The organism is Acinetobacter sp. 802_lipA, from assembly GCF_058242885.1.
This window is the reverse complement of sequence record NZ_JBZAYP010000001.1, coordinates 2,607,219-2,621,638: the sequence shown is the minus strand read 5'-3', so window position 1 is coordinate 2,621,638 and position 14,420 is coordinate 2,607,219. Positions and strand designations below refer to the sequence as shown.

Annotated in this window: 8 protein-coding genes; 2 read left to right on the top strand and 6 right to left on the bottom strand. The window is 37.7% G+C overall.

The annotated features are described in order from the left end of the window. Nucleotides 1-302: 302 nt before the first annotated feature. The 4 genes from AC4CU3_RS12955 to AC4CU3_RS12940 form a co-directional block, all read right to left on the bottom strand. Complete coding sequence (locus AC4CU3_RS12955) at nucleotides 303-2,258, bottom strand: alkyl/aryl-sulfatase (RefSeq protein ID WP_000693745.1); 1,956 nt, start codon at nucleotides 2,256-2,258, stop codon at nucleotides 303-305. Nucleotides 2,259-2,340: 82 nt separating this feature from the next. Next, nucleotides 2,341-3,473 (bottom strand): IS3 family transposase gene (locus AC4CU3_RS12950; RefSeq protein WP_228255337.1). Its coding sequence is split into 2 segments (ribosomal slippage): nucleotides 2,341-3,221 and nucleotides 3,221-3,473, totalling 1,134 coding nucleotides; the frame shifts between segments, so codons are not numbered across the junction. A gap of 617 nt (nucleotides 3,474-4,090) precedes the next feature. Beyond that, entirely contained in the window at nucleotides 4,091-4,750 is a 660-nt protein-coding gene (locus AC4CU3_RS12945; RefSeq protein ID WP_038346543.1) for a TIR domain-containing protein, read from the bottom strand. A gap of 9 nt (nucleotides 4,751-4,759) precedes the next feature. Beyond that, entirely contained in the window at nucleotides 4,760-5,476 is a 717-nt protein-coding gene (locus AC4CU3_RS12940) for a DUF1883 domain-containing protein (RefSeq protein ID WP_490738469.1), read from the bottom strand. A 115-nt stretch (nucleotides 5,477-5,591) separates the two neighbouring features. Here AC4CU3_RS12940 and AC4CU3_RS12935 point away from each other — a divergent pair. Further along, a protein-coding gene (locus tag AC4CU3_RS12935) for an IS3 family transposase (RefSeq protein WP_223235881.1) occupies nucleotides 5,592-6,724 on the top strand; the annotation gives its coding sequence in 2 pieces (ribosomal slippage) (nucleotides 5,592-5,844 and nucleotides 5,844-6,724; 1,134 coding nt in all). Between the two features lie 104 nt (nucleotides 6,725-6,828). On the opposite strand, the gene AC4CU3_RS12930 is transcribed toward AC4CU3_RS12935, so the two are convergent. Continuing rightward, entirely contained in the window at nucleotides 6,829-8,409 is a 1,581-nt protein-coding gene (locus tag AC4CU3_RS12930) for a hypothetical protein (protein WP_087012609.1), read from the bottom strand. Next, nucleotides 8,409-11,483, bottom strand: coding sequence for a type VI secretion system Vgr family protein (locus AC4CU3_RS12925; protein WP_279043340.1), 3,075 nt, complete (start codon nucleotides 11,481-11,483; stop codon nucleotides 8,409-8,411). Before AC4CU3_RS12925 ends, AC4CU3_RS12930 begins: the two co-directional genes overlap by 1 nt. Before the next feature lie 1,102 nt (nucleotides 11,484-12,585). On the opposite strand from AC4CU3_RS12925, the gene atzF reads away from it, so the two are divergent. After that, complete coding sequence (gene atzF, locus AC4CU3_RS12920) at nucleotides 12,586-14,415, top strand: allophanate hydrolase (RefSeq protein WP_126037659.1); 1,830 nt, start codon at nucleotides 12,586-12,588, stop codon at nucleotides 14,413-14,415. Nucleotides 14,416-14,420 lie beyond the last annotated feature (5 nt).

Genomic DNA, 14,420 nt, shown 5'->3' with positions numbered 1-14,420 from the left:
TGCCTTTTAACCACAAAAATATTGAAGTTATTATTTAGAAGCAATTAATAGAAAAATAAACAAATCTTTTTTAAACAAGCTAATAATAAAAATATCTCCATCGAAAATAAAGTATAAAAATTCAAAAACCATTTAATAAAGTATCAATAGAGTTAAAATACATATAGCTTACTTTTAATTTTAAAGAGGAATACAAGAAATAATTTCTTGTATTCCTGTTATAAGATTGGGAGAACCAAGTTGATAATTTCACCCATTTCTTTGGATCTATTAATTTAAGTTTCGACTTTACTTATTTGAGCTTAGCCATTTGGTCGAGTCACAATCGGGAAAATTGAATCTGGACGTTTAAACATTGCAAAGAATTTTCCAATTTTCAGTGGATTACCTTTGACTTTACTGTCTTTAGAAAGCAGGACTTTTACCCCTTCTATTTGACCTGTAATCATTTTTAGATATAAGGGCTTGGTTAAGGTTAATGTAGGGCAATCCAATGCCAAATCTTTACTTTCATCATAACGCTTAAACTGCATGACTGAGTTTTCAACCCATAATGAAAAATGCTCTTTGGTATCCGACAAAACCAGATTGATACACTGGTTTTCATTTTTTAAATTTTCCACATCTAAATTTGTCGCCATAGCTTCAAGAAATCTTTCAGTTGGTGTATGAATCAATAAATCACTCGGATCAGAAGTATTTTGTAGGGGTACATTATTTTGTAGCTCTTGAGCGCCCACCAAAAAGAAATTACGCCAAGTTGAAGCCTCAGCAGCATAGCCCAATTGACGATAAGTATTCGCCAATAAGTCTTTTGCTTGTTGGTTTTGAGGGTTATTCAACACAATATGTTTTAAAATCTCGGCAGCCCATCTATAGTCAGCTTGAGCGTAGGCATCCCGCGCATTTTTCAATGCATTGTTCTCCCCACCTGCTAACTCAATATATTTTTTTGCAACAGCTTTAGGGGGTAATGGATCTAAATTGGAAGGATGGGCATCGAACCATCCCATATAATATTGGTATACTGCTTTTACATTATGTTTTAGGGTTCCATAATAGCCATGAGCATATAGTTTTTGATCAAGTGCCGCTGGAAGCTTAATTTTTTCGGCAATTTCAGCGCCATTAAAACCAGAGTTCATATATCTCACCGTCTGATCATGCGTGAACTTATAAACATCTCGCTGGGTTTTAATAAAATCTTGAATATTGTCATTGCCCCAGACAGGCCAATGATGCTGTGCAATCAATACATCGGATGCTTTGGCATGCTGCATTGCTTGGTCTAGATAGCCCACCCATTTTAAGGCATCACGGACTTTAGCACCCCGAAGGGTATAAAGATTATGCATGGTATGAGATAGAATTTCTGCGCCGTTATAAAGTTTCAATGATGGGATAGAGAACGTTAATTCTGCTGGTGCTTCTGAACCCGGCACGTTATAAAACACAAAATCCAAGCCATCAACCGTCATTTTCTGTTCTGGTTGAGTGATCAGTTGTGTAGGCTCAAGGATGCCCATTTTTCCCACAGCAACAGCCTTACCTAAACCTGTATCCACCAATCCTTCCGCATTTTTAGGTAGAAAAGTTCCATACATATAAGTCGCACGACGTATCATGGCTGAACCTGCCATCACATTTTCACTGGTCGCTTCTTCCATAAAGCCTTTTGGCGCAATAATTGGAGTTTTTCTAGCGTTAATTTCTTCGCTAGAAAGAACGCCTAATGCACCACCAAAATGATCGATATGGCTATGGGTAAAGATAATGGCTGAAATTTTTTGCTCACCTAAATGCTGTCTAGCAAATTTAAGTGCTGCTTCAGCCGTTTCTTTAGAGGTTAATGTATCCACAATAATCCAGCCAGTATCACCCTGAATGATGGTCATATTTGCCAAATCAAAACCACGAATTTGCCAAACTCGATCTGTTACTTTAAATAGCCCAACATTGTTGTTTAATTTTGCTTGTCGCCATAGAGTGGGATTAACGGTATTTGGTGCTTGATCTTGTAAAAAACTAAATGCATCAAAATCCCAGATAACATTGCCTTTCTCACTTTTAATTTGACCTGTTGGCTTGGCAATAAAGCCCTTTTGAGCCTGATTAAACTCAGTCATATCCTCTAAGTTATACTTCGCCTTATATGTATTATTTGATTCAATGACCGCTTTTTCTACTACAGTATTTGCTGCAAAAACAGAAAATGGCAGAATAAGCATCAATGAAACTGTTAAAAACTTAATTTTCATCTTCTTTCCTTTTTTTAAATAAGAGGTGGTCCCACATGTTTGAACAACTAAAAGCTTATTTATAAGTGATACTCTGCTCTAGTTAAGCTACCTTATTTTGTTGTGGTAGCTGGTCATAGTAAAACTCATCTGGAGTCATTTTGTCCAGACTCGAATGAGGTCGTTTCAAATTATAAAATTCAAAATATGCGTTTAATTGCTTCTTCGCATCCAAAACATTGCTGTAGGCTTTGAGATACACCTCTTCATATTTAACGCTCCGCCATAATCGTTCAACCATCACATTATCAACCCATCGACCTTTACCATCCATACTGATTTGAATGCCATTTGATTTCAATACATCAATAAATGCATCACTGGTAAACTGACTGCCTTGGTCTGTATTAAATATTTCAGGTCGACCATATTTTTCAATAGCTTCATTTAATGTTTCTATGCAAAATGTAACCTCCATACTAATCGATACTCTATGCGCAAGTACCTTGCGGCTATGCCAATCAATCACAGCACATAAATAAACAAAGCCTTTTGCCATAGGGATATACGTTATATCCGTAGACCACACTTGATTACTGCGCTGAATAGCCAATCCTTTGAGCAGATATGGATATTTGCGGTGAGCTTGATTAGCCTGGCTTAAATTTGGTTTGCAATATAACGCATTAATGCCCATTTTCTTCATTAAAGTACGTGTATGACGTCGTCCTATATGATGTCCTTGACGATTCAACAAATCACGCATCATACGGCTACCTGCAAAAGGGTATTGCATATGTAATTCATCAATACAGCGCATCAGCTTCAGATCTGATGCACTCACAGGTTTTGGGCGATAGTAATAACAACCACGGGAGACTTTCAGCAGCTGAGCTTGCTTAGATACTGAAATCTGAAGTGAGTCATCGATTAACTTTTGTGGTTGAAGCGGCCCAGTTTCTTCAACACACCTTCTAAAAAATCAATTTCTAATGCCTGCTCACCGATTTTTGCATGTAGTTTTTTTAGATCGATGGGTGGTTCTGTTGGAGCTTTTGATTGATCGAAAGCTTGCGAGGAAGCTGAAATCAGTTGATTTTTCCAGTCGATAATTTGGTTTTGATGAACATCAAATTCAGCACTCAATTCAGCAAGTGTTTTTTCTGCTTTAATCGCAGCAAGTGCTACCTTAGCTTTAAAATCATTTGAATGATTTCTTCTTGGTCTACGTGCCATAAAATACTCCATATATTGATGTTTATAACATCATTTGGGGAGCAAAATATCACTTATAAGTGTTGTTCAAATTTCCTGATCCACCTCTATTGTTACAACTGTAATTTGCTTAGTAAGCTACATAGCCTTTACAGCATATCTTGGTAAAAAGTATTCTTTGAGAATAGACAAACTAAGTTTAGGTGGATTAAATATATTATTTGATACATCTAGAACCTTATATACCAATAGTGTTTCTAACTTTTTAGATTCCAAAAGAACACTTTTTAGAATTGAGCCAAAATATGATAATTTTTCAGATGTATTCGAATCATATTTCGAAACTTATAATTTTTTCCGTCACGAAATGAAAATTCTTGATCCAAAAAGGGATAAGGATCTATATGACCTAACAAATCATATACTCCAAGAGCTAAACAAGTTTTTGACTAAGAATCAGAATAACTATCGTCGTTGGTATCAAAAAATTTCTACGGATAATACCATCGAATATTCCGGCGAAGGAAGTGGAAAATTTTTCTACAACACGACGATCTACGAAATACAAAAGACTTACTATGCTTATGCTGAACTATTAGATTCCTTTAGATCAATTAATACCTTTTTTGAGAACCATGTTAAGGTTCCATTTGAAATAAATTCTGAAAAATGGAATTGGTAGAGTTATTAGAACTATTTTTACCTTTCATTGGTCTAGATAAATCATATTCAGCCTTATCCTTATCCTGAAAAGTTAAATCTATTAGATATCTTAATTTTTCAGGATTATTTACAATATCATCCCAATTAATGACTGAAATAAATGATTTATGAGTTAATAAATTATCTATTATTCTGTCTGACATATATGGATATCGTTGCTCATACTCTTCTCTGTCATTGATAGACACCCAAGTAGTCGATGGATAAAGGCTTTTTTCACCCTCCCCATGAGCAGCCGTGTAATATTTACAATTAATTGTAGGTAAATTAATAACAAGTATCCCTGATTTTTTATTCTTTTTACTATCTCTCATACTTGAATAAATTTCCCAATCAATATGCTTTCTATTCTTAGTCTCGAGACCAACCAAAAGGATCAGTACAGAAGAGTCTTGTAAATATTCATCTCGAATTTTCTCTCTTATAGTTTCTGTCGATAGAGAATCATCAATTTCACCTAGTTTCACAGATTGATTAATAAAAATTTGATGCTCCTCATTTAACTCCTCAAGATAATCTTTATAATCTTGATCTAAATGATGGTGATAACTAATAAATACTTTATGTTTGTTCATATACATTTTCTATTTATGTGAATTAATTAAGTCAACAATTTCATTAGAAATTTCATCAACCGTGTGTGTTGCAGTTGAACGTGCAACCTTATCAGCTAAAGAAGGGCTAAAATCAATTACTTGCTGCTTTGTCAAATTATGCCAAATTGGAAGTAAAATCTGCTCTCCTGAAACATTGCGAGTTACAATTCCATCCAGTTCATAATTAGTCCAACCTTTAGCTATAAAAGAAGGAGATAAAACAACTAATCCAACTCTACTTTTAGCAAGACCTCTATCAATTTTTTGACGAAGGCTATCTCCTATCTTTAAAGCGAACTCGTCATACCAAACCTTTAAACCTTTATTTGTAAGAGATGTAGCAAACTCTCTTACAAAATCATCTTTATCTTCTGAGGCATGGGAAATAAATACATCAAACGTTTCATGATCATTTACTACTTCGGGTTGTTCTCTATAAAGACTAGGTACTTCACTTAATGGCATTTGTCTTGCCTCAGGTAGTGCAGAAGGTAAAATTCGTATTGAAGATTTTGTACTTCCTCTTAAACCCTGCATATCAACAGTTAAATACCATCGTCCAGAACTTGGAATAGCTATCCGATAAGGACTTCTTGTTACAAGTCCTCCCCTATAACTATGACGACGACCATTTTTGTAATTATTAAAATCAGAAGATTGCATTAATCGCACATTTGCGGCGGCTGTTAGGGTAACTTCAATAATTTCACCAGACTTTCTGCTACCTAACGAAGAGGTGGATCAGGAAATTTGAACAACACTTATAAGTGATATTTTGCTCCCCAAATGATGTTATAAACATCAATATATGGAGTATTTTATGGCACGTAGACCAAGAAGAAATCATTCAAATGATTTTAAAGCTAAGGTAGCACTTGCTGCGATTAAAGCAGAAAAAACACTTGCTGAATTGAGTGCTGAATTTGATGTTCATCAAAACCAAATTATCGACTGGAAAAATCAACTGATTTCAGCTTCCTCGCAAGCTTTCGATCAATCAAAAGCTCCAACAGAACCACCCATCGATCTAAAAAAACTACATGCAAAAATCGGTGAGCAGGCATTAGAAATTGATTTTTTAGAAGGTGTGTTGAAGAAACTGGGCCGCTTCAACCACAAAAGTTAATCGATGACTCACTTCAGATTTCAGTATCTAAGCAAGCTCAGCTGCTGAAAGTCTCCCGTGGTTGTTATTACTATCGCCCAAAACCTGTGAGTGCATCAGATCTGAAGCTGATGCGCTGTATGGATGAGTTACATATGCAATACCCTTTTGCAGGTAGCCGTATGATGCGTGATTTGTTGAATCGTCAAGGACATCATATAGGACGACGTCATACACGTACTTTAATGAAGAAAATGGGCATTAATGCGTTATATTGCAAACCAAATTTAAGCCAGGCTAATCAAGCTCACCGCAAATATCCATATCTGCTCAAAGGATTGGCTATTCAGCGCAGTAATCAAGTGTGGTCTACGGATATAACGTATATCCCTATGGCAAAAGGCTTTGTTTATTTATGTGCTGTGATTGATTGGCATAGCCGCAAGGTACTTGCGCATAGAGTATCGATTAGTATGGAGGTTACATTTTGCATAGAAACATTAAATGAAGCTATTGAAAAATATGGTCGACCTGAAATATTTAATACAGACCAAGGCAGTCAGTTTACCAGTGATGCATTTATTGATGTATTGAAATCAAATGGCATTCAAATCAGTATGGATGGTAAAGGTCGATGGGTTGATAATGTGATGGTTGAACGATTATGGCGGAGCGTTAAATATGAAGAGGTGTATCTCAAAGCCTACAGCAATGTTTTGGATGCGAAGAAGCAATTAAACGCATATTTTGAATTTTATAATTTGAAACGACCTCATTCGAGTCTGGACAAAATGACTCCAGATGAGTTTTACTATGACCAGCTACCACAACAAAATAAGGTAGCTTAACTAGAGCAGAGTATCACTTATAAATAAGCTTTTAGTTGTTCAAACATGTGGGACCACCTCTCGACTCCCAATCACTTTTGCTTAACAACTCCATATATGACTCTCTATTCAACTAAAATATTATCGGGTAAAAAAATTAGAGGCATCTGAATATTATGTGATTTACCTTTTGATCGATCATGTTGCTCATATTGTTTTCCTGTTACCATATAAATTTCACGGTTATATATTGTTGGATATGACAAATTACGTAGAGCAATTATAATATTTGCAGATATAGTATTCTTATGTGTAGCAGAAACTGAGTTATCCTCTTTTAATGAGGCTCCAATCCATTTATGACTCATTTGACGACCTTTCGTCTTAGTTCCGCCTAGACCCGCTTTACCTTTACTCCCTTCCAAAGCACTTTCATTTTTAATTGAAGTCTCAGCACTGGTTGATCTCTTTCCTAAGCCTGAATTTTCATTATATTCAGTTTTTTCGTTAAAAATATTTCCAATCTCAGAACGATTTCCTTCAATAGCCTTAGCATCGGATTGTGCCATACCAGCCAAAAAAGAAAAGTGACCAAAAATACTTCCCTTCGTTTCGCCTACTAAATATTTACGCCCTTTATGGTTACCAAACCATAAATGATCTATACCGGTTTGGTTAATATCTTGCTTACGTATCCGATCACCAGCCGCATTACGCTTTAAACGCTCATACTCCTCAATCAAACGTCCATTATCATTGACCTTACGTAAAGATTTACGCTTTTCTTTCGAATAATAATCAACGATATGTTCGGCTGGCACGCCAGTAGACCAACGCTTTTTCTTTGCTTGACGTATTTCATGGCTTTTTTTTGCTTTTGCAGCTGCTGAACTTTGAGCAGTAGGCGCATTATTTTTAACTTGTTGTTGCGCACCACCTCGTTGAGGATTTGAAGGCCTTTGAGCAGGAGGAGGTGTTGCCCCTTTTCCACCACCTCTAGGCACGACAGGTCTTGCAGGAACTTGTTGGCTAGCTTTACCAACAGCAGTTGATGGTAAAGGTGGATGCATATTTAGCATTTGATTGACAGTTTTTTGAATTTCAGCAAATGCAGCGTTCATATACTTAGGCGCATCTTTTTTTACCTGAGTAAACATTTTGATTACTTCATTGACCTTTGGGCGACCTATAACCTGTTTAGCTAACCAAGAATCGAGTACATCAACAATCTCATCAATCATTTTATTGAGTAAAGAAATACACTCATTTTTTAACTTATTCCAATTTATTTCTTTGAGTGCTTTTTTGGGATCGATCTTGGCATATTTACGCATTGCATCAAAAACACGTTCTGCATTTGCCCCATTTTTAGCCAACTTAAACCCAGCTTTAAATGCATCACCAAAACCTGGGATACATCCTATCAGCGTAATGACTAAATCCACCCAGCCCATAACATTTGCAGGATTTGCTGAAACTAAAATAATGCCTCTAATCAAATCTCTTAGGTCAAATAATTGACCTACTACAGGGACACAACCTAAAACAGCAGTCACAATAATCTGACTTGGACCTGTCCCGCTGCCATCAAGTAAGCCCATAAACCATTTGCCAACATCATCATCAGCTTTTTTAAGTTGTTGTTGGGAGACATGGGGATTAACAGGTTTAGTTGCATTTGCAGGAACAGAAGGTAAATTAGCCATTAAATATCACCTTCTTGAAAATTACGTTCTGTTTCCGCTTCATCGTCAGTTAAGTTTTTTAAATGAGTATCAGTGTATGATTTTGTTTCAGGATTAATTTCATTGTCTAACATATAGTCATCATAATAATCATGAACAATGTCTCCACCATTTTGTATTTCTTCAATTTCATCATCAAAAAAGTTATCGGTTAGATATGATTGATAGACTGATTTAAACGAATCTCTGGCAGAATTAGCATCTTCATCTGTTCTTATTTTCTGATTAATAATAGGATTTTCTAAAAGTTTTATGAAATGATCAGGCTCAACTCTTATATCTTCCCCATATAAAACTTTTGCTTTTTTTCCAAGTTCAATATTTTCTATTTTCGCATAACCGTTTGCATCTAATTGTCCTTTCTGACTTGTACCATCATCAAATAACAACTCATACGTGGCTTGTTTAACAGGTGATAAGTCTTCATAAACATAATTAAGTTCAATGGAACCCGTATTTTTCCCAATAACAGGTAAATAAGGTAATTGAGCTGAAACCTCTCCCCCACCCATAAACAAATGCTGTCCCGCCTTAACCTCAAACTTTCCACTAGTTGTTGCAAAGACTCCGGAACTATTAATCTTAAGTTCAGAACCATCAGCGATTAATTTAATTTCTTTAGGGCTGGTAATGTAAATGGCATCTTCAGTTGAAATGATCTGTACACCTTTACGTGCTATCAAATCAGCCCCATCTGCTTGAGCCTGTATTTCAACTTTGCCTTGACCTGCATAGAATTTCGCACCGTCCTGTGCGGCAAACAAACTGATTTTACTTTGTGCATGTGCAAGTAAATTCTTTTGGGTACTAAAATTAATACTGTCCCCTGCACTGTGACCAATTTGACCATCTGCTGAAAGGTGAACATCTTCATTTGTAGTCAGAGCAATCGAATGGGGGGAGGTCAATATCATTAAAGCTTGTTTAAATGCTTTTGCCTTCGCCTCACTTTCTTGTTCAATTTGTTCAATAAACTCTTTTAGATTATCCAGTATTTCTAATGGATCGGTTTGTTGATTTTTAGCAACCTCACTTAAAGCTTTTGAATTATTTAGACTAGATTCAAATTGTGATTTCGTTTCAGAAGTATCAAGATGATGACCATTTGCTGAATCTTGTCGATAGGTAGAAAGTAATAAACCCTGTTTAGCTCTGAGTGCTCCCCACTGGTCAGTACGCAGTTCAAAACCTTCACCTCGCCCTTCACTCGTGTCCGTTTCTTTAGGATGACTCAAATTCCCTAAGTTCAGTTGTGTCGCACCATGACTACTTTGTAGCTGGGTACTGATCTGATCAGTCGTGTCATCAAAACGTAGTTGCCCGAAGCCCTCGCCTTGAATCTCTTTTGATCGGATCCCTGCCAGTTTTTTGGTATCAGGCAGTTTGCCTGTATTGTCAAATTTGCTTGGATGACGTTGTGCTTCATGGATGCGCCCCACGACAAAGGGTCTGTCGATATTGCCATCAAAGAAGTCGATAACCACAATTTCACCAATACGCGGTAAGAAGCGTGCACCATAACCCTCACCTGCCCAAGGTGTGAGCACATCAACCCAAGCAGAATCTGTGTCATTGTCATTTGAACCTGCACCGCCATCGTGAGTATTGTCTTCACTACGGGTGAACAGGAAACGGACTTTAATACGCCCCCATTCATCCACGTGAATTTCTTCACCACTTGGTCCAACCACTTTCGCGCGTTGTGGTGATGCAATAGGGCGTTGTCGTAGCGGATTGTACTCTGGAACAATTGTGATATTGCGTCGTTGTAAGACGAGGTGATTGGCTTGGCGTTCGTCTTTATTATTTGTCGTAATTTCAGCCTGTTGCCAATTGGTTTGTTTCAGCAAAGCTGTGATTTGATCGGTCAAATCTTTAGGCAAATTATTCTGATTATAGAATTTTTTGGATGTGATTAAGAATTCTTTGTCTGAACCACTATGCTGATCAATTTCAGGGTGCTCGTTGAGCTCAAACCAGTAACCCACTTGTGCATCTCGTACAGTCGAGGTAGCCATAAATTGCTTGGCTTGTAAGTCGTAATAATGACCAAGATTTTGATTAAACTTTTCAATCTGACCATTGCCTGATTTGGTCGTTCCATCTTCACCTTTAAGGTCTTGTATCCATGCAGGTGAGAAATGCCACGCCTGCTCTAAACCTAGACTGGCGTTGTCTTGATTATCACTATGGCTATGTTTGCTTTGAACTGAACCCGCACCTTCTTCTACTTCTAAAGTATTTGCTTGCCAATGTTGAATATGGACAGATGTTGGTTGTATAGAACGCTGCCCGACCAAATTTGTAATCGAATCACTACTTTCTACAGTACTGCTACGATGGAAGCGAATATTCTGACGCTCTAAACTTTGATATTGAGCGTTGTCATCAATCAGTCTAAGTTTTTGTGGCTGAATGGGTTCACTTGAACTGGACACTTTGAGCTGAGACTCATCAATAAGCCAGTTAATCCCCTCTGAAGAGAGCAGCCTTTGAATAAATTCACTATCTAATTCATTCGCTTGCATAATGAATGGGCGCACATCATATTCTTTGCTTAAACCACTTTTATCCAAAATCAAACTTGAAGCAAATAAGGGACTACGTTGCTGCCACTCGGCAAAAATGGTTTGAACTACATCAACAACAGACTTCGCCATGAAAACTCTAGAGTTACGTCGATGCTTCCATAAGGCTGTCGGGTCTTCCACGGTTAAACGGTATATGGTTAAAGCGCCATCGCTTGCCCCTACATCCGCCTTGGTGATGATGCCTGAAATACGATTGAGTTCTGACTTTTCAGTGACAATATCGACAGCCACCTGACTACCAATAAATTGCTTTAACGGAATATGAGCGGAGGTAGATAAGCAAAGGAGCTGTAACTCTATACCTGTATTCAGTTCATGCGTTCCATCTATGCGCTGAAGGAATACTTGTTCGTTAAGCGAGGTATTGCTGAACTGAATATGAATGGCACGTTTTTGTGCACTAAGTCCAAGTTGCTCTATTGCAGCGTAAATATTATTGGGCATCGTTATTATTAAATTTTAAGTTGTGGCTGATTGTACAAAAGTTACAAAAAATTTCTTTAATTTTTTGTAACTTTAATAGAATTTTTAAGTTCAGAGCCTTTTTTCAATAAATGACCGATCCATCTGTAAGTTTCTATTTTTATAGTTTTGATATTATCCCAGTCATATTCAGCTTAACCCAATTCATTCCTTTATCTACTCTAGAAATATTAAAGTTTTTCAGTTAATACCAGACCACTAAAATTTTATTTTTTTCATACTGGTTTGCAATTTACTCAAACTTCATTTAACTCGCTAACAATTACAACCTTCTACATAACCCGCAATTCTTGAAGCTGTTGCTTATCAGGATAATATAGGCCACTCCCCTATAGATAACATAGCCTACTGCCAATAGCTTATACATAGTAGCAATTGATCTGCTATCGACAGACAGTTTAGATCATCACCTTATGCAGGATAAATGCAAGTTAAGTACATCAATTATTATTCGAAAAAAAGACCCAGTTATTCACATCTTAGTATTTGAATTAAGATCCAGCCAGCTTATGTATATCAATATATGGCATAGAATTAATTACACAGGAAAGATGAGAAAAGCTGAATGAAAAATTATAGTTTATTATAAGTTATACGCGTGATTTATTGATTATCTCTGCACATTTCAACGGTTGTATTGATCAAGAGTTAAATGAAACTTGCAACTTTCCAGATTTGGCATAGCTCAAATACATTCAGTTATACATAAAAATTAAAAACTGAGTGTGTATAGTTTCTTTGAATTATCCTATTTTATAATATGTTTTAACCTCAATTCTTTTGGCTTTAATTCACATAAAAAACGAATATGATTTAAACCCTACTTTTAAATAGTTTAACGTCAAACCACCCAAGGCTTGATCATAAAAAGCACCATTAGCTCCCCTATGCGCTTGTTTTGGTGCAACTCTAAAAACACTTAGAATCACTCATTTAAACTAAAGCTTCAACATTAAACCAATGATTTATAACAATTATAACCAAAGATAAATCAAATTGATTAGATTGGCATAGATTCTGCATTTTTGTATTCCATCATGTATACAAGTTGGAATGCAAAAAAATGAGTCAGAACAAATGCATTGGCTGGACACTTCAAGAATGGCAAACCGCTTATCTTAACCAAGATATTCATCTTGAAGATTTAATCGACTATGTAGCGCAATTACCACAACCTGATCATGCATGGATTTCAATTGCTACAACAGAAATACTTTCCCAACAAATTGAAGTCTTAAAGCAAAAAGCAGATCAAGCCACAGACCTCAGCAAAGAATTACCTTTATACGGTATTCCGTTTGCAGTTAAAGATAACATCGACGTTGCTAGTTTTGTCACCACGGCCGCATGCAAGGCCCTGACAACTGTTGCTACACAAGATGCAGAAACCATTCGCCTGCTTAAAAATGCAGGGGCAATAGTTGTGGGAAAAACCAATTTAGACCAATTCGCAACTGGTCTCGTAGGGACACGCTCTCCCTTTGGTGCAGTCAGTAACACGTTTAATGCTGACTATGTCAGTGGTGGCTCTAGCTCTGGTTCAGCCAGTGTTGTTGCTCGTGGCTTGGTGCCCTTTGCACTCGGAACAGATACTGCAGGCTCTGGCCGTGTTCCTGCTGCATTTAACAATATTATTGGACTAAAACCCACCAAAGGTCGTTTTTCAAATCGTGGTCTACTCCCAGCCTGTAAAAGTTTGGACTGTATTTCGATTTTTGCTTTAACGGTAACAGACGCCGACACCATTGCCCAAATGGTAGAACACTACGATGCGCTAGATAGCTATTCACGCCAGCATCCAAAGACTGCACCTGTGAAACTCTCGACTAAGCCACATTTTGCTATTCCCCAAAAACTGGAATTCTTTGGAGATGACCAAGCTAAATATGCCTTCCAACTGGCTGTAGAACAGTTAAAAGTTCTCGGTGCTGAAATTACTGAAATTGATTTTTCAGCGTTTGAACAGTTGGCAGCCCAACTCTATCAAGGCTCATGGGTGGCAGAACGTACAGCGGCGGTTGCCGAGTTGTTGGCGCAGCAGCCTGAGGTTTTCGATCCGACAGTGCGTGCAATCATTCAAAAAGGTCATGATTTTAGTGCAATTGATGCCTATAACGCGGAGTACTTAAAGCAAGACTTAAGCCGAAAAATTCAAGACACTTTGGCCCAATTTGATGCATTGATTGTTCCCACCTCCCCAACCATTCATACCCTTGCGGAAATGGAACAGTCACCGATTAGCCTGAACTCTGAGTTTGGGACTTATACCAATTTTACTAACCTCGCCGATTTAAGTGCTCTCGCCCTGCCCGCAGGTTTCCGCACTGACGGTTTACCTTTCGGCATCAGCCTAATTGCACCTGCATGGTATGACCAAGCTCTGATTGAATTCGGAAAAATTTGGCAGACGCATTTGAACTTAAAGCTGGGTGCCTTAGACCGATATGCATCTATTCCAAAGCTACAGAACACAGTCTCTCCACATCATATCCGTGTTGCAGTGGTTGGCGCACACCTGACTGGAATGCCGCTGAACTTCCAATTGCTCACACGTGATGCTGTGCTTGTGGAAACCACGCATACCGCTGAGCACTATGCCCTGTTTGCACTGAATGGCACGATCCCGCCTAAACCCGGTCTAGCCCGAGTCGATGAACACGGTCAGCAGATCATTGTTGAACTGTGGGATGTACCCACCGCTCGCTTTGGAGAATTTGTCGCAGAGATTCCGACACCACTGGGCATGGGCAATGTCGAACTGGCAGACGGTCGATGGGTTAAAGGTTTCATTTGCGAACCTTATGGCTTAAACGATGCCGAAAACATCAGTCACTTTGGTGGTTGGCGCGCCTATATCCAGCACCGTAACAATTCAAAAGTAGAACAAGCTTAGTCAAA